Origin of the sequence: Streptomyces sp. NPDC057743, from assembly GCF_042798755.1 — a bacterium.
In the GTDB taxonomy this organism is placed as follows: domain Bacteria; phylum Actinomycetota; class Actinomycetes; order Streptomycetales; family Streptomycetaceae; genus Streptomyces.
Genome location: NZ_JBHVJX010000066.1, coordinates 1 through 22580 on the forward strand (window position 1 = coordinate 1; position 22580 = coordinate 22580).

23 protein-coding genes and 5 pseudogenes are annotated in these 22580 nt (G+C 68.3%); 10 read left to right on the top strand and 18 right to left on the bottom strand.

Annotated elements, in window-relative coordinates; translation table 11 throughout:
• Positions 1–397: 397 nt before the first annotated feature.
• Positions 398–925, bottom strand: a complete 528-nt coding sequence (locus ACFVFQ_RS36985; protein WP_383424861.1) for an IS6 family transposase — start codon at positions 923–925, stop codon at positions 398–400.
• A gap of 933 nt (positions 926–1858) precedes the next feature.
• On the opposite strand from ACFVFQ_RS36985, the gene ACFVFQ_RS36990 reads away from it, so the two are divergent.
• From ACFVFQ_RS36990 to ACFVFQ_RS37000, 3 genes are all read left to right on the top strand, one after another.
• Positions 1859–2434, top strand: coding sequence for a hypothetical protein (locus ACFVFQ_RS36990; protein ID WP_383424863.1), 576 nt, complete (start codon positions 1859–1861; stop codon positions 2432–2434).
• Positions 2435–2626: 192 nt separating this feature from the next.
• Complete coding sequence (locus ACFVFQ_RS36995) at positions 2627–3067, top strand: ImmA/IrrE family metallo-endopeptidase (protein ID WP_383424865.1); 441 nt, start codon at positions 2627–2629, stop codon at positions 3065–3067.
• 75 nt (positions 3068–3142) lie between these two features.
• The gene (locus ACFVFQ_RS37000; RefSeq protein WP_383424869.1) at positions 3143–3358 is read left to right on the top strand and encodes a hypothetical protein; all 216 of its coding nucleotides are present in this window, start codon (positions 3143–3145) and stop codon (positions 3356–3358) included.
• 110 nt (positions 3359–3468) lie between these two features.
• Here the strand turns inward: ACFVFQ_RS37000 and ACFVFQ_RS37005 are convergent, their stop codons facing one another.
• The gene (locus ACFVFQ_RS37005; RefSeq protein WP_383424871.1) at positions 3469–4281 is read right to left on the bottom strand and encodes a GDSL-type esterase/lipase family protein; all 813 of its coding nucleotides are present in this window, start codon (positions 4279–4281) and stop codon (positions 3469–3471) included.
• Between the two features lie 102 nt (positions 4282–4383).
• Here ACFVFQ_RS37005 and ACFVFQ_RS37010 point away from each other — a divergent pair, with 102 nt between their 5' ends.
• Complete coding sequence (locus tag ACFVFQ_RS37010; protein WP_383424873.1) at positions 4384–5010, top strand: TetR/AcrR family transcriptional regulator; 627 nt, start codon at positions 4384–4386, stop codon at positions 5008–5010.
• Here ACFVFQ_RS37010 and ACFVFQ_RS37015 read toward each other — a convergent pair.
• The 5 genes from ACFVFQ_RS37015 to ACFVFQ_RS37035 all read right to left on the bottom strand — a co-directional run bounded on the left by ACFVFQ_RS37015 (position 4982) and on the right by ACFVFQ_RS37035 (position 9586).
• Positions 4982–6241, bottom strand: a complete 1260-nt coding sequence (locus ACFVFQ_RS37015) for an FAD-dependent oxidoreductase (protein ID WP_383424875.1) — start codon at positions 6239–6241, stop codon at positions 4982–4984. The genes ACFVFQ_RS37010 and ACFVFQ_RS37015 overlap by 29 nt on opposite strands.
• A 155-nt stretch (positions 6242–6396) precedes the next feature.
• The gene (locus tag ACFVFQ_RS37020; protein WP_383424877.1) at positions 6397–7416 is read right to left on the bottom strand and encodes a hemolysin family protein; all 1020 of its coding nucleotides are present in this window, start codon (positions 7414–7416) and stop codon (positions 6397–6399) included.
• Entirely contained in the window at positions 7413–8747 is a 1335-nt protein-coding gene (locus ACFVFQ_RS37025; protein WP_383424879.1) for a hemolysin family protein, read from the bottom strand. The genes ACFVFQ_RS37020 and ACFVFQ_RS37025 overlap by 4 nt, the downstream gene beginning before the upstream one ends.
• Positions 8748–9059: 312 nt before the next feature.
• On the bottom strand, positions 9060–9263 hold the full coding sequence (locus ACFVFQ_RS37030) for a hypothetical protein (RefSeq protein WP_383424881.1): 204 nt from the start codon (positions 9261–9263) through the stop codon (positions 9060–9062).
• Entirely contained in the window at positions 9260–9586 is a 327-nt protein-coding gene (locus ACFVFQ_RS37035) for a hypothetical protein (RefSeq protein ID WP_383424883.1), read from the bottom strand. Before ACFVFQ_RS37035 ends, ACFVFQ_RS37030 begins: the two co-directional genes overlap by 4 nt.
• Positions 9587–9760: 174 nt before the next feature.
• Between ACFVFQ_RS37035 and ACFVFQ_RS37040 the strand changes: the two genes are divergently transcribed.
• Positions 9761–10021 (top strand): GntR family transcriptional regulator, encoded by a 261-nt coding sequence (locus ACFVFQ_RS37040; protein WP_383424885.1) that lies wholly within the window; start codon positions 9761–9763, stop codon positions 10019–10021.
• A 317-nt stretch (positions 10022–10338) separates the two neighbouring features.
• Here the strand turns inward: ACFVFQ_RS37040 and ACFVFQ_RS37045 are convergent, their stop codons facing one another.
• Together ACFVFQ_RS37045 and ACFVFQ_RS37050 are read right to left on the bottom strand one after the other, a co-directional pair.
• Positions 10339–10812, bottom strand: coding sequence for a glycine-rich domain-containing protein (locus tag ACFVFQ_RS37045; protein WP_383424888.1), 474 nt, complete (start codon positions 10810–10812; stop codon positions 10339–10341).
• Positions 10813–11001: 189 nt separating this feature from the next.
• Positions 11002–11208: a hypothetical protein gene (locus ACFVFQ_RS37050; protein ID WP_383424890.1), complete on the bottom strand. Its 207-nt coding sequence runs from the start codon at positions 11206–11208 to the stop codon at positions 11002–11004.
• A gap of 277 nt (positions 11209–11485) precedes the next feature.
• Between ACFVFQ_RS37050 and ACFVFQ_RS37055 the strand changes: the two are divergent.
• Together ACFVFQ_RS37055 and ACFVFQ_RS37060 are read left to right on the top strand one after the other, a co-directional pair.
• Positions 11486–11683: pseudogene (locus tag ACFVFQ_RS37055) on the top strand (helix-turn-helix transcriptional regulator); the annotation flags it as partial.
• Positions 11684–11806: 123 nt separating this feature from the next.
• Positions 11807–12697 (top strand): hypothetical protein, encoded by an 891-nt coding sequence (locus ACFVFQ_RS37060; protein ID WP_383424908.1) that lies wholly within the window; start codon positions 11807–11809, stop codon positions 12695–12697.
• 222 nt (positions 12698–12919) lie between these two features.
• Here the strand turns inward: ACFVFQ_RS37060 and ACFVFQ_RS37065 are convergent.
• The 4 genes and pseudogenes from ACFVFQ_RS37065 to ACFVFQ_RS37080 form a co-directional block, all read right to left on the bottom strand.
• Positions 12920–13945: pseudogene (locus ACFVFQ_RS37065) on the bottom strand (recombinase family protein); the annotation flags it as partial.
• A gap of 349 nt (positions 13946–14294) precedes the next feature.
• A complete protein-coding gene (locus ACFVFQ_RS37070; RefSeq protein ID WP_383424892.1) occupies positions 14295–15185 on the bottom strand; it encodes an LLM class F420-dependent oxidoreductase in 891 nt (296 codons plus the stop codon).
• 120 nt (positions 15186–15305) lie between these two features.
• Positions 15306–15707, bottom strand: coding sequence for a phage tail protein (locus ACFVFQ_RS37075; protein WP_383424894.1), 402 nt, complete (start codon positions 15705–15707; stop codon positions 15306–15308).
• 181 nt (positions 15708–15888) lie between these two features.
• Positions 15889–16551, bottom strand: coding sequence for a GntR family transcriptional regulator (locus ACFVFQ_RS37080; RefSeq protein ID WP_383424896.1), 663 nt, complete (start codon positions 16549–16551; stop codon positions 15889–15891).
• A gap of 324 nt (positions 16552–16875) precedes the next feature.
• Between ACFVFQ_RS37080 and ACFVFQ_RS37085 the strand changes: the two are divergent.
• A pseudogene (locus ACFVFQ_RS37085) lies at positions 16876–17562 on the top strand (multidrug resistance efflux transporter family protein); the annotation flags it as partial.
• 9 nt (positions 17563–17571) lie between these two features.
• Here the strand turns inward: ACFVFQ_RS37085 and ACFVFQ_RS37090 are convergent.
• From ACFVFQ_RS37090 to ACFVFQ_RS37110, 5 genes and pseudogenes are all read right to left on the bottom strand, one after another.
• On the bottom strand, positions 17572–18393 hold the full coding sequence (locus tag ACFVFQ_RS37090) for an amino acid permease (protein ID WP_383424898.1): 822 nt from the start codon (positions 18391–18393) through the stop codon (positions 17572–17574).
• A 117-nt stretch (positions 18394–18510) separates the two neighbouring features.
• The gene (locus ACFVFQ_RS37095; RefSeq protein ID WP_383424900.1) at positions 18511–20022 is read right to left on the bottom strand and encodes a hypothetical protein; all 1512 of its coding nucleotides are present in this window, start codon (positions 20020–20022) and stop codon (positions 18511–18513) included.
• 55 nt (positions 20023–20077) lie between these two features.
• Positions 20078–20680: a Tn3 family transposase gene (locus tag ACFVFQ_RS37100; protein ID WP_383424902.1), complete on the bottom strand. Its 603-nt coding sequence runs from the start codon at positions 20678–20680 to the stop codon at positions 20078–20080.
• The gene (locus ACFVFQ_RS37105) at positions 20670–20981 is read right to left on the bottom strand and encodes an HNH endonuclease signature motif containing protein (RefSeq protein WP_383424904.1); all 312 of its coding nucleotides are present in this window, start codon (positions 20979–20981) and stop codon (positions 20670–20672) included. Before ACFVFQ_RS37105 ends, ACFVFQ_RS37100 begins: the two co-directional genes overlap by 11 nt.
• A 110-nt stretch (positions 20982–21091) precedes the next feature.
• Positions 21092–21522 (bottom strand): annotated as a pseudogene (locus ACFVFQ_RS37110) (helix-turn-helix domain-containing protein); the annotation flags it as partial.
• A gap of 365 nt (positions 21523–21887) precedes the next feature.
• Between ACFVFQ_RS37110 and ACFVFQ_RS37115 the strand changes: the two are divergent.
• Entirely contained in the window at positions 21888–22121 is a 234-nt protein-coding gene (locus tag ACFVFQ_RS37115) for a transposase domain-containing protein (protein ID WP_383424906.1), read from the top strand.
• A gap of 106 nt (positions 22122–22227) precedes the next feature.
• A pseudogene (locus tag ACFVFQ_RS37120) lies at positions 22228–22488 on the top strand (transposase family protein); the annotation flags it as partial.
• Positions 22489–22580 lie beyond the last annotated feature (92 nt).

Here is a 22580-nt window from a genome sequence, read left to right on the forward strand (position 1 = left end):
CACCCTTGACCAAGACGGCACCGACCCGATAGCGGCACTCGGACTGCGCGGCACGCCGGACCGCCATGCGGAAGAAGCTGTTCACCACGCCCCCCGCACGCTGCACAGACAGCGCCCCTCAGGGGCGATATGCCAACTGGCCGGATGCGGGAACCTGTCACACAGAAGAACAGTGGCCATGCGCATGAAAGATGTCCTTGTCTACCAGACCGCACGGGCTACGGGACGAGGGATGATCGGTGTTGCCAAGTTGCAGGTGTCGTCGTCGAGTTGGGACAAGCTGGCGAGTGCGGGGGGCGTGCCGGGCACGTTGGTTAGGTGCGCGCGGGCCGACCGGTGACGGTCTTCCAGGTGCGGAACCGGTGTGTCATCTCGGCGCATTAGGCACTCGCTGCCATCAGATGGGGGCGGGGGGGAAGCGCGAGGAGTTCAAGGGTTTCGAGCCCCGGTGCTTGGCGGAGGGTATGACCTGGCGGTGGGCGGCACTGTAGCTGCGGAGCTTGTCCGTGACGATCTCGCGGGGCACGTAGGCGCAGCCCCTGAGGAGACTGCGGAAGAACCGCTTCGTCGCCCTCGCATCCCGCCTGTTCTGGACGAGGGTGTCGAGAAGGTCACTGTCTTGGCCAACGGCCCGCCAGGGATAGCACGTCTTCCCGTTGACCTTGATGAATACCTCGTCCAGATGCCATTTGTCGCCCGGCTTCGGCTGCCGCTGGTGCAGGCCCTGGTCGCTGGCGGTTCCGGAGGTGGTACACCAGGCCCGGACGGTCGCGTAGGAGACGGTGATACCGCGCTGGAAGGGAAGTACCTCCAACTCGCAGTGCGACAGCGGAAGTCGGTGATGGGGACACACAGCGTGACTGATGACCTCCGCCGGGAACCGGTAGCCCTTGTACGACGGCACAGCAGCGGTCTCCGTGAACACACCTCCTCAAACGAACAATGAAGTGATCGCCCCACAGAGACCCGACTCAAGTTGACAGTCCCGTCGTGAGATCCGCTGGCTGGCCCATGGTGTCGGTGGCCGGGAGGTTTGCCGCGTGCCTCAGGGGCACGGTGGGTGGGGCGTTTGGTGGGAGTTCCGCACGTGTCCAGCGTTGATGTTCCGAGGGGAGTGCCAGGAGGCATGCGCCGAGAAAGTAGTCCAGCGCTCCGGTGTTGTGTTGGGGGGTCCAGCCAGTTCCGTTGAGTGCCTTGCGGCGGAATCGGTGGAGGGCGACGGCTACGGTGATGCCTATGAGCTCGCCCAGGCTCTCGGAGTCGGAACGCTGCGCGGCGGTCAGACGTAAGCGTCTTCGACACAGGCGCCACACGCGTGCGTAAATGCTGCCGTCACGGCACCATCGTCGGAGTGCGGCCATGCCGTAATGGGCAAGCTGGTGTTCCACGGCGGGCCAGCGCCAGGTGGTGGCATCTTGGCTCGCGAGCACGCCGGCAACACGGGATTCCAAGTCCTCATCCTCAGGGGCGGATTGGTAGCGGTGTGGCCTGTAGTGGCGGTGGTGAGGACCGAATGAGGAAGGCATGAGCACCTCCATCGAGGGCGACCGATTGACGTAGGGACGGTAGGGAGCCCTGCTAAGCGTGAACCGTGCTCCACAGCGTCCGGGGAAAGGCGAGTCTGTCAGCGTTGAAATGTGCCTCCTGTGGTTTCCTCGCTGCCGTCCGGTGCGGGGGAGCGGCGGGGACGCCAACTGACGACTTTCGATGTCACGCGGATCACTGTCCAGTAGAATTTCGGGAGACGGATTTTCCCAGCACAGCGCATATGCAACTCCCTCTTCAGTGGCGACTCAAGAGCAAAGTTCCTGTCGAACCGATTCCATCGTGCGCCCCTACCGTAGAGTCGGCAACTGGAATGCCTTCCAGTATCCGTATCGAGAGAGGGAACATCGTCATGAAAGATGATCTGCAAGAGCTCGTGGTGGCTCGCCTGGCCGAACTCGGTTCTCGTCAGCGTCCGTTGAGTTTCCGGGCTGCCGCGGCACGCAGCCAAGGACACGTCAGCCATGCCACAATCGGTCGTATCGCCCGCGGGCAGCACACCGGAGTACTGGAGGACGAAACCCTCGACGGTCTCGCCTTGGCCCTGGACCTGCCACGTACCCATCTCGAACAGGCCGCGGGAATCTTCCGCGAACGCCCCGCCCAGCCCTTCACCCTCCCCCCTCGCGCCAACCTGCTCTCGCGCAGCGAACGCGACGTCGTTCTCAGCGTCGTCGACGCGATCCTGGCCGCAGGCGCAGGTGCGACACGCCGGTCACGATCGGCGACGCCACTGAACACCCCCTCCCCCCTGCTGCATACAGCCTCCGTCAGGCAGGCGCCGGAGCGCGACGACCACGCCCTCGTCGCTTACAGCAGCGACGGTACCGGCTGCCTCTCCTCCGCCGATCTTGACGTCATCCGTCAACACGCACAAGAACGGGAATAATTACCCACGCAGGAGAAGTCCGCAGGTGAAGCCTGAAACTGCACTGTTCAATTAGTCCCTTCAGGTGAAAGCCGTATGCGCTGTCGCGCGCCGACCGCTCCCGCCAGGGAAGTGGAGCTTTCCTCAACTTACGGGCCCTCAGTCGGCAAGAGGCGCCCAGACTTGGCCGGTGGAACATCGGAGGGAATCTGCATGCACACGTTCGATCCTGAGGTAGAGCTCGAGAAGCTCAACATCCCCATCCAATACCTCCCTCTTCAGGACGTTCTGGCGGCCTGGGACGCGGAGCGGGGCAAGGTGTATTGCAGTCTGGGCCTGCACCCCATCCAAAAGCGCTGCGCGCTTACACACGAGTTGGCACATGTCACGCTGGAACACCAGCGGTGCGCGTACGGAGACGACAACGTGACGACCATCGCGTCCATCACCCAGGAACGCGAAGCCGAGATGTGGGCTGCGTGCAAACTCATCAGCGTCGTGCAGCTCGCCACAGCCCGTGAGTCAGGACTCCAGCCAGCTGCCCTCGCGCGTGAACTGGGAGTGACCTCCCGCATGTATCGCGCTCGACTCCTGGCCGAACGACGCGACGAGAGGCGCTGGCTTGGCGCCGAATTGACCTCCTCTGTCTCCTGAAGGAGGGGGTTCCTGCGGCTCACGCCGTGGGGTTTCAGCGCCGACCGCCTGGCCGGCTTCGCCGGCCTGGCCCCGGTGCCCTGGGACTCCGACGGCATCAGCGGCAACCTCTGCGGGCCCAGGCGTTACCACCGCGGCCTCCAACGTTCCTTCTACCTTTCCGCACAAGTGAGTGTCTTCTTCTGCCCCGTCTCGAAGGCGTACTGCGACAGGAAGCGCAAGGGGGGAAGGGGCGCAAGTAGGCCGTGCTGGCCCTTGATCGCCGACGAACCAATGTCCTGTCGTCCATGATCCGGGACAAGACGCCTTTCGAAGCTGCATCTACTCGTCTCTCAGCGGCTTGACATCGAGATTGGGAAGTTTCGTTGCCAACTTCCCGTCCGAAGCGCTCCGTTGAGGTCTTAATCAGCTCCACAGGCTGTCGTGGCCAGTCCGGCTGCCAGAAGGTTCTTTGCCGCGTTCACGTCCCGGTCGTGGGTCGCTGCGCAGTGACGCTCAGCGGCATCTTGTCCTGCAGGGTGCCGCAGTGGGAGCACAGCTTGGACGAGGGGAAGAAGCGGTCGACCGCGATTACAGCTCGAAGCCCCCGAACGACGGGGCGGGAAAAACTCGCACGCCCGTCCACGAGGGTGCGAGAGGGTGCGAAGGGCTTTTGTGGCGTCGACAGAGCGCAGAAGCTCCTCGCCCCCTTCCCCCGGACCACACCGCACTTTCACCTCCGACCTCACCGGATGTCCGTCATCGGCCACCGCGCGAAACGATCGAACGCCACGCCACCCGGCACACGACCACCGGAGCCGGCCCCTGCCGCAGCTGCCTGAAACCACGCCACCCGCACCCAACCCGCCACCTCCACAAGCAACTTGACAACGTCCGCCGCCGCGCGCCAGTAGCTCCGCGCATTCCGTCAGCCGCGCACAGACCCGCTCCACGTCGCACTTGGGGCGCAGCACGTCGTTGAGCCCGCCGACCAGCGTCACCAGCTCCGCGCCCATCGAGGCGGCCGGGCCGCACTGTTCGTCGGCGATCTGGTCGATCAGCTTGCCGCGCACCGCGAGGTTGGCGTACCGGAAGCCGGGCGCCCTGGTGGCCAGGCGGGCGGCGAGCAGGTCCGCCCAGCCCCGGTAGGAGCCGTCCGGGAGGCCGTCGGACATCCCCTCGGTGAAGCTGTCGCCGACCGCGACGAAGCTGTTGTATTGCACATTCATCTCCATGGCGCGGTGATCCTATCCCGCGGTGTACGGTCGACAGCGGCCGGAGTGCCGGCCAGGCGGAGGCACCGAGAAGAGGCGGGGAAAGGCAGAGGTGGGCGCGGGATGAGTCCTCGGCGGAGCGCGGATTCCGAGGCGGCGACGTTCACCGAACGGGCCCGGCGGCAGCAGTTGATCGACTGCACCATCGAGCTGATCTCCACCCGCGGTTACCCGGCGACCTCGCTGTCGGCGATCGCCGAGCGGGCCGGCGTCTCCAAGGCCGCGGTGCTCTACCACTTCTCCTCGAAGGACAACCTCACCCGCGCCGCGCTGACGCAGGTGCTCGACCAGTTCGGCGGCTACGTCCGCGAGCGGGTGGAGCGGGCCGCCGACCCGCTGGCCGCCGTCGTCGCCTATGTGCACGCGATGATCGGCTACCAGCGGGACAACCGCCGCCAGGTCCGGGTGATCACCGAGATGCTGCTCGACGACCACGGCGGCACCCGGCTGAAGACCCCCGGCTCGCACGACACCTACGACCGCTGGCAGACGCTGGCCGCGCTGCTGGCGGAGGGCCAACGGGCCGGGGTGCTGCGGGAGTTCGACACCCGCACGGTGGCGCTGGCGATCGGCGGCGCGATCGACGGGCTGATCGGGCACTGGCTCGCCCACCCGGACCTCGATCTGGACGTCGCCGCCGCGGAGTTGGAGACCTTCACCCTCAACGCCGTGATGGGCTCGGCCTCGTAGCGGCGGCCCGGGCGAAGTCCGGGGTGGGCTCGGACCGGAAGCCGAGGCCGCCGAGGTAGGCGGGGACGGCCCGCAGCGCCGGCACCCGCCGCAACAGCCGCATCGGCACCGGGAGTCGGTCCCCGTGGAGGGTGCCGTTCAGCGCGGAGCGGATCATCGCGTGCTCGCCCTGCTGGGACTTCTGCACCATCACCATCGGCCACTCCCGTCGCCGCTGCACCCGGGCCAGCTCCTCGCTGCCGACCGTACCGCGGCGCAGCGGACCGGCCAGGATTCGGGCGGCGGCCACCGCGTCCTGGATGGCGAGGTTGACGCCGACCCCGCCGACCGGCGACATGGTGTGCGCCGCGTCCCCGATGCACAGCAGGCCGGGCCGGTGCCAGCGCCGCAGCCGCCCGAACGTCACCTCCAGCAGCTTGACGTCGTCCCAGGAGGCGATGGTGCCGGTCACCTCGTCGTCCCAGCCGAACAGCGCGCCCAGCCGGTCCCGGAGCCACTGGATGTCGTGGCTGCGCATGGCGGCGTCCTGGCCCTTGCCGATGAGGTAGGAGGTCTGGAAGTAGCTGCCGCGGTCCATGGTGACCGCGGCGTGGCCGCCGCCGAACCGGGCGAAGACCCGGCCCTCCTTGAGGGCGTCGCTCGGCGCGTCCACCCGGATCTGCCAGACGTCCATCGGGACGTCGAGGTACTGCTGCCGCATCCCGGCGGCCGCGCGGATCGGCGAGTCCCGGCCGTCGCAGGCGAAGGTCAGGTCCGCGGCCAACTCGCCGGCCTCGCCGTGCTCGTCGACGTAGGTCACCCCGGTCACCCGGCCGTTCTCGGTGCGCAGCCCGGTGGCCCGGGTGCGCATCCGCAGGGTGAAGGTGGGCTCCTCGGCGGCGGCGCGGGCGATCAGGTTGAGGAAGTCCCACTGCGGAACCATGGCGAAGTACTTGTGCGGTCCGGGGATGCGCCGCATGTCGGCCATCACCACGGTGGTGTCGCCGATCTGGGCCCGCAGCTCCTCCAGCTTCGCGAACGGCAGTTGGGCGAACTCCGCGCCGAGGCCGAGGTCGTCCAGCAGGTTCAGGGTGGACGGGTGGACGGTGTCGCCGCGGAAGTCGCGGAGGAAGTCCCCGTGCTTCTCCAGGACGGTGACCTCGATGCCGGCCCTGGCCAGCAGCAGCCCGAGCATCATGCCGGCCGGGCCGCCGCCCACCACGCAGCATGTCGTGCGGTCCGTGGTGTTCATGGGTTTGCCCCCTCGTCGCGTGCGCGTACGGATGCGTGACCGGGCCGTCGCGGCGGCAACACGCACGCGACTGACCGATCGGTTAGCAATCTAACCGATCGGTCAGTGACGGTGTTTCCCGGGGTCGCGCCGTCCCGGCGGGCGCCCAGCGGGGGTCAGGACGTGGGCCGTTGCAGCACCAGCTCCCGCAGCACGTCCTCCATGGTCACCAGCCCCGCCAGCCGGCCGTCGTCGCCGATCACCGCGGCCACGTGCGTACGCGATCCGCGCAGCGCGGTCAGCACGTCGTCCAGCGGGGTCGCGGCCTTGACCCGGGCGATCGGGCGCAGCGCCGACACCGGGAACGGCGCGGTGCGCCCGGCGGCGTCCAGCGCGTCCTTGACGTGCAGATAGCCGAGGATGCGGCGGGTGTCATCGACGACCGGGAACCGCGAGAACCCGGACTCCGCGGCCAGGCGCTCCAACTCCTCGGGGGTGATCCCCATCCGGGCCGAGACCACCTCGTCCACCGGCAGCACCACGTCCCGCACCGGACGGCGGCCCAGCTCCAGGGCGTCCCGGAGCCGCTCCTGGGCCCGCTCGTCGAGCAGCCCGGCGGCCCGCGAGTCCTCGACCAACTCGGCCAGCTGGGCGTCCGAGAAGGCGGCCGCGACCTCGCCCTTCGGCTCCACCCGCAGCAGCTTCAGCAGGCCGTTGGCGAGTGCGTTGATCGAGAAGATCACCGGGCGCAGCGCCCGGGCCAGCGCCACCAGCGGCGGCCCCAACAGCAGCGCGGTGCGGACCGGTTCGGCCAGCGCCACGTTCTTCGGCACCATCTCGCCGAAGAGCATGTGCAGATAGGTCGCCGCGGCCAGCGCGATCACGAACGAGATCGGGTGGATCAGCGCGTGCGGGATCTGGATCGCGTCGAAGAGCGGCTCCAGGAGGTGCGCGATGGCCGGTTCCGCCACCGCGCCCAGCACCAGCGTGCACAGCGTGATGCCCAACTGGGCGGCGGCCAGTAGCGCCGAGACGTGTTGCAGGCCCCACAGCACGCTGCCCGCCCGGCGGTCCCCGGCCTCCGCGTGCGGCTCGATCTGACTGCGGCGGACCGAGATCAGCGCGAACTCGGCGCCGACGAAGAAGGCGTTGACGACCAGGGTCAGCAGGCCGACGAACAACTGGAGGGCGATCATCGGCCGGCCCCCTCGCCACCGGCGCCGGCCGGCGGGGCGTGCAGCAGCACCCGGGCCGCGCGGTGCCCGGAGGCGTCCAGCACGTCCATCGTCCAGCCCGCCACCTCCACGCTGTCGCCGGGCGCGGGGATCCGGCCCAGCTCGGTCGCGATCACACCGGCCAGGGTCTCGTACGGGCCCTCCGGCAGCCGCAGGCCGATCCGCTCCAACTGGTCGGTGCGGGCGGCGCCGTCGGCCTGGTAGACCGCCCGCCCGTCCGCGTCGGAACCGGCCGCGGCCAGGTCCGGGGTCTCCAACGGGTCGTGCTCGTCGCGGACCTCGCCGACCACCTCCTCGACGATGTCCTCCAGGGTGGCGACCCCGGCCGTGCCGCCGTACTCGTCGATGACCACGGCCATCGTCCGCCGGCCCGACAGCCGGTCCAGCAGCCGGTCCACGGTCAGCGTCTCGGGCACCAGCAGCGGCTCGCGCAGCAGCTCGGAGACCGGGTGGCGGGGGCGCAGCTCGGCCGGGACGGCCAGCACGTCCTTGATGTGCGCCACGCCCACGACGCTGTCGAGGTTGCCGCGGTAAACGGGGAAGCGGGACAGCCCGGTGGCCCGGCACGCGGTGGCGACGTCCTCGGCCGTGGACTGCACCTCCAGGGCCATCACCTGCACCCGCGGGGTCATCACGTTCTCCGCGGTCAGGTCGGCGAGGTTCAGGGTCCGGACGAACAGCTCGGCGGTGTCCGCCTCCAGGGCGCCCTCCTTGGCCGAGTGCCGGGCCAGCGCCACCAGCTCCTGCGGCCCGCGGGCCGACGCCAGCTCCTCGGCCGGCTCCAGGCCCAGCCGGCGGACGGTCCGGTTGGCGGTGTTGTTGAGATGGGTGATCAACGGCCTGAAGGCGGCGCTGAAGCCGCGCTGGGCGGTGGCGACCCGCTTGGCGACGGCCAGCGGGCTGGAGATCGCCCAGTTCTTGGGCACCAGCTCGCCGATGACCATCAGGACGACGGTGGAGAGCGCGGTCCCCAGGACCAGCGCCAGGGAGTCCGCGGCGGACCGCGGCAGCCCGATCGCGAGCAGCGGGCCGTCCAGCAGGGTGGCGATGGCCGGCTTGGAGAGCATGCCGATGATCAGGCCCGTGACGGTGATGCCGAGCTGGGCGCCGGACAGTTGGAAGGTCAGCCCGCGGACCGCCTTCAGGGCGCTGTCCGCGCCGCGCTCGCCGCGGGCGGCGGCGCGCTCCAGATCGCCGCGCTCCACCGTCGTCAGCGAGAACTCCGCCGCGACGAAGACGCCGCAGGCAAGGGTCAGCGCAAGCGCCACGGCCAGCAGGAGCAGGTCGGTCATCGGGTCACCTCCGTCCCATGGTCGGACACGTTCGGGAGGAGCGCGCCCCGGTTGCGAGTCCTTCGCAGGGGCGTATGACGACTGGGAGGTTCGGCCATGGCCGGACGCTCACGCACCTTTCGCCGGTGGGGGCCGGGATCTTTGGATTCCCGGCCGGGGAGCCCATGGTAAAGGGTCGGCAAAGTTGTGTGCGTGGGCTGCGCGGGCTGCCTCCCACGTTGTCGGCTTCCCGATGCTCGTAACGGGGACTTCTGTGACGGGCCTGAGAGTGCCCCGCCCGGGACGGCCCGGACGGGGCGGGGTTGTGCGGCGCTAGCGGGTGCGGATCACGTCGTCAGGGGTCGGTCCTGCGCCGAGCTGTGCGGCGTGCTTGGGGCAGGCGTAGAGGATCGTTCCGGGACCGCCGTCACTCTCGATCCAGCGGACGGCAACGGGGGCAGTGGTGAGCGTGCGGCATCGAATGCACAGTCCGACGCGCACGTCCGGTATCGGGCCGGCTATGCCCTCGCGGGTCATGCGGACACCGCCCCGGCAGTGGCGAACGCGCTCGCGGGGAACGGGGCGCCGGGGTAGCTGTAGGGATAGTCCGTGCCCATGGTGGCGAGCACTGCGGCGCGTCGTCGTTCGCGGATCGCGTGGAGTTCCAGCGTGGTCTCGGCTTGCTGTCGGAAGAACTCGGCAGCTTCTTCTTTGGTCGGTCCGGTCCAGGGGCGGGACCACGGATTCTCGGGTGTGGGCTGGGTGTCCGGTTCGGGGGTGAGGGCCGCTGCGTGTCGTCCTTGGGCGGGCAGCAGTAACCGCAGCATCCACACCAGGGCACGGGCGATACGATCGCGCATGAGTCGGTCAGCTCCTAGATAGCTGTGTCGGCTAAGCCCCGATGGACCGGTCCTACGCGGTCTGTCGGGGCGTTTTCGTGCTTAACGGTAAGGCTTCTGGGCCACCTTGGTCTACCTCGGTATATAGACGTATGGCTTCGGGAGTGGACATGGCCGGATGTCTACTGTGGCCGTATGGCTGCATCTGAGGTTGATCACGAGTCCCCCACGCCGGTCTACCGGCAAATCGCGGCAGCGATCATCGCTGACATCGAGAGTGGCACCCTGGCTGTGAATCGGCGGATTCCCTCTGAAGCGTCTCTGGTGCAGCGCTTCGGCGTCGCTCGGGAAACTGTGCGCAATGCGGTCCGCTTCTTGCGCGAGGAAGGCTATGTCTTCACTGTTCCGCAGCGAGGGACGTACGTCAGTGACCGCAGCGGCAAGGACGACGCGTAGAAGGGGGGCGCGGGGAGGCCCCCGCCCTGGCGTGAGCGGGGGCCTCCAAATCGACTCCCCTACACGGGAGTTGCGTCAGCCCGTTGAGGAACTGGACACCTGGTTACTCGTCGCCACTAGTTGGCGGAGCCTTCGGGGCTTCGTGCCCCGGCCAGATGAAACCCCGTTGGGGTGTCGCGGCTTCCTCGTTTCCTGCTTGGGTCTGGGCGTCGCGCCATGCTTGTACGAGCGATGCGTACCGAGGGTTGATCCACTCAGTCATGGAGCCTCCAATCCAGCGTCCAACCTACGCCCAATCGGCCCGTCAGCTACGGGGTTCACTCTCGGGGGTCCTGCGGTGTGGGCATCGGTTTGATGGCACATTCCGTGGAGTGCTGGCAGTTTGCTGCCACGGACACCAGCGGGGCTTCAGCGCCGGTAGGCGGACCCCACAGTTCTTCATCGACGTTGTAGCCGCACTGCCGAATCCTGTCGCGGGTGCGATCCAGGACGCTGGGGTCGTAGTTCATCGGGTCCCAGCCGGGGAAGTGGTGTACGAAGTCTCCGCCCAGGTGCTCGCACAGGTCCGCGTACACCTTGGTGTGAAGGATGAGCCCGTGCCAGCCTTCGTCAACCACTCGGGACGGTGCCAGGCCGTCGCCGGGGAAGCGGGAGCAGGCGGCAACGAACTTCAGCCCCTCCGCGACGATCCGTTCGGCGAGGGCAAGTTCCATGCCGGGGTTGTTGTCCTTCACTGTGTTGACGACGCCCATGAAGGACGCTTCCCCAACTAACGCTCGTACTGTGTCCATGTACGACCTCCTGTAGGTGGTGTATCGTGCACAGGGCCGTCTCTGGTCGTGATCGCTGTCCAGGCTTGGCGACCGGAGACGCGCCTTGCGCCTTTCCTTGGGGGAACCCGCCCTCGCCAACCGACGCTTACAGGAGGACAGGGCGGGGGCTCATGTCGGCCCGTCGCGGAAGCAGCGGTCGTATCGCGCCTAAGCTCGCTGAACCTGATCCGGTGAGACGAGCCATTCACGACCACCGCGCTCCGGACGGATGAACGCCACATGTTGCTTTCGGCGCTCGCTCGGAGGGGCGGCAGGATCTTCGAAGTTACTGATCACATCACGCAGGATTCCGATACGCCCTGTGGTGTCCTCGACCCGCATTCCCACGTCATTGACAGTGATCATTTCGGGCATCCGTCGATGTGCTTGTAGACCACAGCGGGCGGGCCACCAGGGCGCGCCAGCATGCCCCGGCGTACGGGTTCGAACGCTCCGATGGGCCTTTTGCACTCCGGGCACGTCGCGCCACTCGGGGCGTACGTCATGTACTCGTACTTGATTTCGCCTGTACCCGCGCCGGTCTGGCTTGCCATAGCTGCCGTCCCTTCATGTCGCTACGGGAGATCGTCCCGCGGCGCGAATGTCCGCTCTAGCGGCCCCATGTCGGCCCGGCGTAGGCCAGACTTGCTCCATGGGGAGCAGCATCGGGGCCAACATCAAGCGGGAGCGGGAACGGCTCGGCTGGAGTCAGGCCCGGCTAGGGCGGGAGGTCTGCCGAGCTGCTGGAGTCCAGGGGGAACCGGTAGGCCGACAGGAAGTCAGTCGGTGGGAAACGGGGAAGCGAACGCCTCGCGAGTGGCTGCCGTTCCTTGCTGCGGCCCTTGGGGTTCCCGTGGAAGTGCTCACGACACCGCAGGCGCCCAGCGAACCGACGTTGCCGACGCTAGCCGACTTCCTACCCGTCGAAGACCCGTTGGCGCCTCCGGGGGGCCGGGCACGGGGCCGTCTCGGCATGGCCCAGGTAGACGACGTGCAACAGCGGGTGCATGGCCTACGGCTGGCCGACGACTTCCTAGCGGGTGGGGATCTCATGCGGCCGGCGTTGCGAGAGCTTCGAAGAGTCATCTGCATGTATCGAGAGCACTCATACAGCAGCTCAACGGAGCGTCAACTTCTTATTCAAATAGCCGAGTTGGCGCAGATCGCGGGATGGATCGCCAGTGATGCCGGGTGTCACGAAGAAGCGGAACGTGTCTACCGGCTAGGTCTCAGCGCAGCGACGCAGGCCGAGGATGGGACCCTTGCCGGGAATCTCGCCGGCTCATTGGCCTACCAACTAAGCAACGTTGGTAGGGAAGTTGAGGGCCTTCGCCTGGCTCTCGCAGCCCTCGACGGGGTTGGTTCGGATGCTCCTCCAAAGGCTCGCGCGCTGTACCTCGATCGAGTGGCGTGGGCATACACGAAAGTCGGAGGCGCCGAGAATGCGCAGCACGCAATTCGGGCGTTGGGTGAAGCGGGGGAAGCGCTAGCCGAGGACAGCAAGGGAACAGAGTCCCCGGCGTGGCTCTACTGGGTGGACGCTGGTGAACTCCAGGTCATGGAATCCCGCGTCTACACCGAGTTGCGCCGACCACTCCGCGCTGTCCCCTTGCTGCGCAAGGTGCTTGGGGAATACGACGCAACACATGCGCGGGAAATGGCGCTCTACCTCTCATGGCTCGCAGTGGCTTACGCTGACGCGAACGAGCCCGAGGAAGCCGCAGCCACGGCGGAACGAGTCGTCAGCCTGTCCGCAGACGTAGCAAGTGATCGCACAGCGCAACGAGTCGGCGTGGTGTTGGCGCGGCTTGCAGAGTACGCCGAAGTGCCCGAAGTTCGAGCCCTTCTACACCAGGCCACTTAGTTAAGGCTGGCAGGCCGGCCGTTAGCCCTCCGGAAACGCCAAGGGCCCCGGTTCCCTCCTGTGACGGAAGGAACCGGGGCTTCAATGTGCGCTGTTGCTGTGTGACCGGTGTTGGGAGTGGACGGCATGGGGTTGTGACTCATTATGAGTCGAAACTCTTCCCCCGGTCAGACCCAGATGTCCGAGTCGTCGTCATGTCCCTCCACGCTACGAGGGGAGGGACACCCGCAGCAGCAACGCCGTGGAATCCTTGCGCGTGGGCACCTTCTCCGCTGTGGGTTTGGGTGCCAGCAGCGCGCCGATCTGGTCGAACTCTTCCCGGGTCACGATCGGGGTTTCGGTGGCCATGACGGGGTTGCCCTGGGCGTCGCGGACCGGCTTACCGTTATGCAGCTTCCAGCCGAGCAGGGCAGGGCTGGTCAGCATTTCTACGATGCGCTGACCATGCCACGGCGTGGGCTTCTTCTTCGGCGCGTCCGTCTCGGTGTCGCCTTCGATGTCGGTGGTGCCCTTGAGCCGGGCTTTGTACGCCCGCCAGTACACGGAGGGCGACAGAACGCCGTCCTTGTTGAGCATGAGCGCGATAGCGCGCGGGCTCTTGCCCTCCAGCAGCGCCGCAATGATCCGTTCGATCACCTTCACGGCGTAGGGGTCGGGCACCAACGTCCAGCCGACCCCGCCATGCTCCTTGGGCATGGGGGCGGGGAGATAGCCGTACGGGGGACGACCACCGCCGCGCCAGCGCAGTGCCATGGTTCGCATGGCTGCCTGTGCGCCGGTGACGCGGTCGCTGATGCTTTGCGACTCCACCTGTGCGGCAAAGGCAAGCATCATCATCATGAGTTCGGATGTGGGGTCCATGGGGTTGCGGAAGTCGAAGACCAGCCGGCCCCCGCCAATCCCCTCGGCGAAAACGAGCATCTTGCGATGGGCCCGTGCCCACTTCGCAAGCTCGTGCATGTCGCCCATGGACCGGATGGCCCGGTCGAAGCGCCACCACACCAGCGCATCGAAAGCTTCCGGCCGGGCGAGCCATCCGCCGAGCTGCGGACGATCGAACGGGCCGATCTTCGAGGCGGACACATCCAGGTCGACGGCTTCGCGGAGTGCGTCACCCTCGCCGAAATCGATCCCGAGCGCTGACGCGGCTATGTCGTCGGCTTCGCGCTGCCGCTCGGGGCTGGTTGTCTCATCCGTCCGGACCGACAGACGGATGCACCGGACCCCACGCAGGGTCTCGGCGGACACGGTTCCTACAGTTGCACGGTTCTCCACACTCTCTGTGGGAGCGCAAAGGATTCCCGCACCGGGGCTGACCTGCGTAAATGCTGCGGCTTCGTGCGACTGCTTGACCAGCGTGGACGCCACCACGGGGGATCACTCCAGAACTATGACTCTGGAGCATCGGGGCTTTCCCGCCGTGGGGGTTGCTGTTTTGCGCCTGCGGCGCGGGTCCGCTGCGCGGGGCTGTTGGGTGCGGTGATGGGCCTCCGGGGCAGGGTGTTCGGACTGCTTCGCTTTACGTCCGAACACCTTGCCCCTCCGGCCCGTCCCCTCCCGTTGGGGGTGGGTGAAAGACGGTGGGTGCCGGGGGTGGTCAGGTGCCCTTGAGGTGTTCGATGACCGGGGCGAAGGTTTCCATGGCGGGTTCGAGGATGGAGATGTAGGAGAAGCCGTAGCGGTCTCGGTGTTCGCGGAGTTGGTCGGCCATCTGGGTCGGTGTGCCGAGCAGGAGGGTGGGGGCCTGGAGGGCCTGGTCCTCCGTGATGCCGATGTCTTGTGCGGTGAAGTGGCGGGCGGCTGCGCGGCGGTCCTGGGTCACCTCCACCCGTTGGATGAGCACGTTGAGTTCGGCCGGGTTCGGGCGGTCCGCGGCGTACTGCTGGTACGTGGCGACCGATGCGGCCAGCTCTTCGGCCGGTACCAGGGCCAGCGTGCCCTCCGGCTTGCCCGGGGCCTGGTGTGCGCCGGTGAACGCCGTGATCTCCGCGTGCCGTGCCGCCAGCCGCAGCATCCGGGGGCCGTTGCCGCCGATCATCAGCGGCGGGCGGGGCCGCTGGGCGGCCCGCGGGAGGTGCTCGGGGTCGCCCAGCAGCCGGTCCAACTCCGCGATGGTGCGCTCCAGATGGGTCACCCGTTCACCGGCCGTCCCGAACGGCAGCCCGGCGTCGTCGTGTTCGCGCTTGACGTAGCCGGTGCCCAGGCCCACCTCCAGCCGCCCGTCGGTGAGCGCGTCGGTGGTGGCCACCTCGCGGGCCAGCAACGAGGGGTTGTAGAACGCGGCGTTGAGCACGAAGGTGCCCACCCGTGGATGTGTGGTCGCCTCGGCCGCGGATACCAGCGCGGGGAACGGCGCGGGCCACCCGAGGTGGTCCGGTACGAGCAGCACGTCGTAGCCCAGTTCCTCGGCGTGCCGGCACTTCGCGCGCCAGGCCGGGCCGGAGTCGAGGGTGAGCAGGCTGACGCCGAAGCGGAACGGACGCGTCATGGGGCCCCCTTGGGTACGGGGTCGTCGGGGAGTCGCGCGACCCTCAACGGGCATGCAATCACGGCCGGTTGGCCCCTTGTAGGGGGGCGTGGTGTGGGTGGCGCCGAGGCTTCCGCTCGGCTATGTGGTGATGGTGAGTTCCTCGTAGGTCAGCGTGACGGATTCCGTGGGTGCGCCGTCCTTCGGGGTCTCCCAGGTGGTGGGGAGGGCGCCGGATAGGCGGTAGCGGCGCAACGGGGTGCGGTCGGCGGCGTAGTGGACGACCGTCACCGTCTGCCGGGGCCGGTCGGCGGCGCGGGTGGCCAGGCATCTGGTGAGCCAGTCGGTGAACGCGGCGCTCTGGTCCGCGCCGCGCACGATGGTGATCTCGCCGGGGCGCCCCGCCCCGCCTGGGAGGCCGTCGGGCGGCGCGGCGCCGAACGCCGTTCCGGACACCGAGCGGACCGTCTCGACCTGGAACGCGCCGAGTTCGACGGTGACCGCCGACGGGCGCCGGGTCTCGGGGGTCTCTTCGAGGGTCATGGGCTTCCTCCGCGCACAGGGGCGGGGCCGACCGGCCCCGTGTCGATAGCCCGACCGCTGCCCGACCCGCTCCGGGCGCATTCCGCGGCTCGCTCGAACGGCGGCAGGAAGAACGATTCGGCTCGCTCGAAAGGGGCGGTGTCGGCCAACTCCCGGGCAGAAACCGGCCGTCGGCTACCGGTCACCGCGCCTCGGACGCGCCCGCCGCCTCCTGTGCGTCGAGGCCACCCCAGATCTCGCCGGACAGCGCCACCGCGGCCTCGGTGTCGCCGGCGGCGCAGGCGTCGATCAGTGCGTCGTGCCGGGTGGCGGAGGCGCGGGCCGCGGCGCTTACGAAGCGGCGCCGCTCCAGCCGGCGCAGCAGCGGGGTGTAGCGGCGGACGGTCTCGGCCAGCGCCTCGTTGCCGCACACCTCGATGGGGACGGCGTGCAGCGCGTCGTCGGCGGCGACCGCGGCGGCGGGGTCCTCGGCGTCCAGCGCGGCGACGAAGGCGGAGTTGGCCGCCCGCATCCGCGTCAGGTGCTCCTCGGAGAGGCGGGGCACGGCCGTGCGGACCGCGAGGGCGTGCATCGCCTGCACGACCGCGAGCGCGTCCCGGATCTCCTCGGCCACGACCGGGGCGACCCGGGTGTAGCTCTGCGGCTTGGACACCACAAGCCGCTCGGCGGCGAGGCGGGCCAGCGCCTGCCGTACGGGGGCGCGGGAGAGGCCCAGCTTCTCGGCGAGCTCGCCGTCGTGGAGCTTCTGCCCGGGCGGCAGTTCGCCGGAGACGATCGCCTCCAGCAGCGCGTCGTACGCCTTGTCGCGCAGGAGCCTTCTCGGCACCGGTTCCAGTGCGGTCACCCCCCGATCCTAAGCGGCCGACCCCGGTGCCGGGGCGCCTGTGGTACGCACTAACATTTCAGATATCAATGCGTCGCCGGTTCTCGTCGGCGCCTCTCGTCGAACGGGGAACCGCAGGTCAGCCGGTCGAAGAGCGCTGTCCCGTGATTTCCGGAAGGGAGCACCGTGCCGATATCCGCGCGGGGCGCACGGGCCGGCGTCGGCCTCCCCATGGGCCTCGGCGTGCTCGCCGCCGCCTGCTTCGCCACCACCTTCGTGCTCAACCGCATGATGAGCCTGGCCGGCGGCTCCTGGATGTGGAGCGCGAGCCTGCGCTATCTGTTCATGGTCGTCCCGTTGGTGGCGCTGGTGGCCCTGCGCGGCGGACTGCCCGCGGTGCTGCGTAGCCTGCGGACCCGACCGGGCGGCTGGCTGCTCTGGTCGACCGTCGGCTTCGGACTCTTCTACGCGCCGCTGACCTGGGCGGGGGAGCACGGCGCCGGCTGGTTGGTGGCCGCCACCTGGCAGTTGGTGATCGTCGCCGGCATCGCGCTCGGGGCGCTCGGCGGCGATCGGGTCCCGCTGCGCACCCTCGGCGTCTCCGCGCTCATCGTGCTGGGGGTCGTGCTCACCCAGCTCCGCAGCGCCGGCGGCACCGGGCTCGGCGACGCGCTGAAGGTGGCGCTGCCGGTCCTGCTCGCCGCGGTCGCCTACCCGCTCGGCAACCGCCGGCTGCTCGGGCGCGACGGCCTGGACGGCGTGCAGCGGACGCTCGCCATGACGCTCGGTTCGCTGCCGCTGTGGCTGGCGCTGGCCGGCACCGCCGCGGTCACCCAAGGACCGCCGTCCGCCGGCCAGTTGACCCGGTCGCTGATCGTCGCGCTGCTCTCCGGCGTGCTGGCCACCACGCTCTTCTTCCGCGCCACGGACCTGGTCCGGGGCCAGCCGGCCGCGCTCGGCGCGGTGGAGGCGACCCAGGCGGCCGAGGTGCCGTTCACCCTGCTCGGCGAGGCGCTGTTGGCCGGCGTCGCGGCGCCCGCGCTATCGGGGTGGGCGGGGTTGGCGCTGATCGTCGCCGGCCTGTGCGCGCACGCGCTGGGTCACGTACCCGGCGGTGGCGACCGCCAGCAGCAGCCCGACGGTGCTCAGGGTGAACGTCTCGAACGTGAGGCGGGAGACGCCCCACACGGCGCGGAAGGGGTAGCGGACCCCGATCGCCGCCTCCAGCGTGCCGGGGAACAGCGCCACCCATGAGCCGAGCAGGATCCAGGCGTACACCAGGAGCGCCGCGACGGTGAACCCCGGGGTGCCGAACGGGACTTCGTAGGGCCGGGGCACCTCGGGGTGGCGCAGCCGGAGCGCGAGCAGCGCGGGGATCACCGCGAGGTAGGACAGCAGCAGGGTGGTGATCGCCACCGACAGCACCACGCCGAAGACGGCGGAGGCGTCGCCGTGCGTCAGCTGCATCGCGGCGAGCATGAAGGCGGTGGCGGCGACGCCGGAGAGCAGGTTCATCCGGACCGGGGTGCCCAGCCGCGGGTGGAAGGCGCCCAACGCCCGGGTGAAGAAGCCGCCGTCGGCCGCCGCCATCGCCTGCATCCGGTCGGCGACGATCATCCAGGCGCTGCCCTGGGTCAGCAGCGCCACCGCGAACAGCACCGCGACGCCGGTCAACAGCGGCCCGCGCCAACTCCCGTAGATCCCGAAGACCAGCTCGGCGGCGTCCATGAAGCCGGCGATCCCGGTGATCCGGCCCGGCGGCGTGGCCGACAGGATCGCCGCCACCGGCAGCAGGTAGCAGCCGGCGGCGATGGCGCCGGAGACCCCGATCGCCACCGGCACGTCGGCCTGCGGATCGTGCATATCACCACTGAGGGCCCAGGGGCTTGTTTTGGGGGAGAGCTCCGGGGGTGTGGTGACGGAGTGCGACGGGCGGGTGGCGTGGTGGGTGATACCGGGAGTTCAATCATCCAGCACTGGTTACTGAGGTTGGGCGTAGCGCAGGACCAGGACCGCGTGAGCTAGGCGGGTCAGCTTCTGCCGGAACTCTTCGAGCGATCGGGTGTTAAGGATTCTTACGGCTTCTTCCTGCGCCAGCGCAGACTTCTGTTGTTCCGTCAGGTGTTTGAGCTCCTCGTCGTCCCCTGCGCGCAGGCGTCGCAGCACTCCCTTCCCGTCGCTCAGTTCGCGCAGTGCTTCGAGGGTGGCTTTCGCGTCCGGCGGAAGTGTGCCGCCGTCGCGCTGGAGGAGTTCGTCGGCCGCGGCTGTCATGCGATTGACGTATTTCGAGCTCTGGTAAAGGGCCTTGCCCAGGTCGTCTCCGTAGTGGTGCAGGTCCTTGAGAGCATCGCCGAACTGTTCGTTGAACGACTGCCCGTAATCCGATCCAACCAGGTCGTCAGCAGTGATCCTCTTGGCCTGCAGACGGTGAACGATGTCGAAGACCGGTCCGGCCGCGTGGTACGCCTCCATGGCGTAGACCTGAGCGCGGGCGTTGAGTTCGGCGATGCTCGACTTGGAACGCCAGCCCTCGCCGCCGGGGCCGGACTCATGGGCCAGGAAGGAGCGTGCCAGGTTCTGAGCGCCGCGCATGTGGATGGCGTAGAGCACGTTTCGGGCCCGCATGACGGCGTTCTCGTCGTGCTCCTCCAGGTGCCTGACGAGTTGCTCGTCGTCCATGGTTGTGTCTGCGTCGCCGTATCCCTGCATGCGCAGGACCCGGGCCACATCGCGGACGTACGCACGGTAGAGCCGGTCCGCCGAGCTGAGAAGGGACTCCGTCCAGCGTGTCTGCTGGAACCGGTCGGCTGCCTTCCGGCCTGCTCGGCTCTGCGGGGCCATGACAGCATCGGCGACGGCCCGAGAAAAAGTCTGCCATGCCTCCTCCGGCATGAAGCGCCGGATTTTGGCGAGTGAGGCAACTTCCTGGACGCGCTGCCAGCCGGGGAGGGTGGTCGGCCGGCCGCCGCGCATTTGCCATGAGGCGTCGTCGGTCATGAGGTTGCTCTTCGGAGGCTCGACCAGGTCGACGTACACATTGGTGTCGAAGGTGACGCCGGATTCGGTGCCCCACACCTCGCGCATGATCTTGTTGAATTCGGCCAGGACCCACCAGGTCCCTTGGCCGCCGAGGACAGCGACGTCGTAGTCGGAGGTTTCGTTGACGCTGCCCGGAGCCGCGGTGCGGGCTCCTTTGAAGCCCTCCAAGAGCGCCTTGAGGACCGTGTCGACATACTCCCGCCGGAACGCGGCGAGTTGCCGCATCGGTGCTCCTGGGCGGCCCACGTAGGCCGCCTTCGCATTGCCCCAATTGTTGCCTGCATCGGTCAGCAGCCGTAGCTCGTTCCCGTAACTCGCCGCCCAGCGGGCAAATTGCGCGCGCTCCGCTGCACGAGGCCCCTGCCGGGCGGCGCTACCGGGCACGGGGCCACCACGGGACACGGGAGCCGGCGCTTGCCGCAAGGTGGGTCTGGCCATGTTCTCGAATATCACCTGGAGCCTCCTTCAGGCATGCGGATCGAGGATCCGCTGGGACGGTGGAATGGAATCATCGGGTTGCTCCCAGATCGAGCCCCGGCACAAAAGGACCGGGTGGGACGTGCAGGGTGGTGGTGTCGTAGTCGCCGAAGCGCAGCATGTTGTCGCGGCGGTGTGGGCTGATCACTGCCAGGTCCTGCGCACCGATCGTCCAGCCCGCGGTGCTCATCTGGTGGAGTTGCTCGGTCATGTCGACGGTGGTGGAGAAGATCACCGACGAGGCGACCAGGTCGAGGAACTTGATGGCCTTCTCCTGCAGTTCCGGGTCACGGGAGCGGAGGTAGCCGTGGGAGCCGAAGTGCAGCCACTTGGTGAACCCGTTGTACGCCTCGGCCTTGTTCGTCGCCCGCTGAATCTGCTCGCGCAGCACCGGATCGGACAGATAGCGCAGCAGCACGATGGTCCGCACGGCGCGGCCGACCTCGCGGAAGGCCTTGTAGCTCTGGTTCTTGCGGGAGTGGTTGTTCAGCCTGCGCAGCAGCGTGACGGAGGAGACGCTGCCCTCCTTGACTGACAGCGTCACCCACATCAGCGTGGGCCACTCGGTTTCGATCAGCTGCCAGTTGCTGGCGGTGCGCGGATCGGTGGAGAACAGGTGCGACTCACGCCGCACACGGCTCAAGCAGAACCCGAGGGCGTTTGCTCTTCCGTGCGGTTGTTCGGTCACCGGCTTCGTGGTGCAGCCGGTGACAGTCCGCCTGTACGAGTCGGAGGTTGTTCCAGTCGTTCCCGCCCCCTTCGCGCCGGAACACGAAGTGATGCTTGTACAGCATCTTCGCTACGGCTGCGAACCACTTGATCCACTCCCGTGGGGCGTCCGGCTCGTATTCCGCTCCGGCGATCAGGCGAGTCTCGTCACAGAGCGGACACAGCCCTCGCTGGCGGAACGCCAGGTGCAGACTCGTCTCGTCCATGACGGGAGGCACCTTCTTCCGGCGCCGTTTCGCCCAGTAGTCCTGGAGGGCAGGGTCATCCATCCATGCCGCGCCACCCCCACTTGGATGGAGCGACCTCGTGTCGCACCGAACGACGCGAAGAAGCGGCCGGCGGAGTCCTTGATCACGGTCATGGTGGTGGGGGCGGACGGTAGGGTACGCGACCACCTCACGGTCACGTCGCCGACCTTGGGCAGGCGGAGCTTTCCGCCGGGGGCGATCTTCCATCCCGCGTTCGTGGTCAAGCGGATAGCTTGCCGGGTATCCTTGCGCGACTTGAATCGGGGTGCTCCCGTCTTCGGGAACTTCCGCCCAGCCACGCCTGCTCCGGAGTCTTCTTCGACGCGGTGAGCCGCTTGGACAGCTCGGCGGAGGTGACGAACGGCAGCCCGGCGGCGCGGGCGCCCTCACGAACGCGAAGCGCATCGTTGAAGACCACTCGCGCGCATCCGAACGCCCTTGCCAACGCGGCGCGTTGAGGACCGTTCGGGTACACGCGAAACGAGTACCGAAGCTGCATAGTGATCACCATACATACTTGGTTCATCTCACCACGCTGGAACCCACACCCCTACGTCACCCGTTCGTGGCGGTACTGCTCATTGCCGCCTGGCCGCGGTGGCGGGCGCCCGGTCGTACGCGGCGATCGGGCAGCGGGCCGGCGGTGCCTCGCAGCAGACACTGGCCCGCTGTGGCGCACGCTTTGTGACCTCGCTGAACGTGCGGATCGCGCCGAACAGATCGACGATCCGAAGGATCGTTGAGGTGACCCGGTGGTGTGGACACTCCAACGCCGCTGCATTGTGCGGGGAGGGGCTGCGACCTGGGATTTTCGGCCTTGAGGCCGGGGGGCTTTGCGTCCTGATATGTAACAACAGGCCCCGTGTGGTTCGACTTGAGGCGAAGTTGGGCGAGCTGACGCAGACCGCGGATTTCGCGCTGGTGGATACGGTGCTGGAGGAGACCGGGACGCGTGAGAAGAGGCTGCGGGTGCTGCCGGCGCGGGTGGTGGTGTACTTCGTGCTGGCGCTGTTCGAGGCGTGCTCGTACCGGGCAGTCAGCCCTTTCCAACCTGATGGGGCGGTGCTGGACGTGCAGGGTGAGGTCATGTGGTGGTGAAGCTCCTGGTAGACGAGTTGTCGACCAAGATCAACCGTGTGCACCAGGAGCTTCGTGTGCTTGTCTATTCGTCGGCGTGACGGCGATCGATCTGTCCAGCTAGCCCCTGCGGTTTCTGGCCCGGGACCTGGCCGCGCACCGGCGGGAGTTGGGGACTCGGTGGCGGAAGCTGACGGCGGGGCGTCAGGCTCTGCTGGTGCTGGCCCACCTGCGGTGCGGGGACACCTACGCCCGGCTCGCGGCGGGCTTCGCCATCGGCATCGCCACGGCCTGCCGGTACATCCACGAGGCCGTCGAGGTGGTGCTCGCCGCTCTCGCCCCGGACTTGGCCGGGGCGGTGCGAACAGCTCGGCTGAAGGTGTTCGTGAACTTCTTCAACTCGGCCACTGATCGGGGGATGGTTGGTGGCCCGTAACAGGCGAGGCTCTCGGACTGTTGAGCGGGATGTCTCACGTCCCA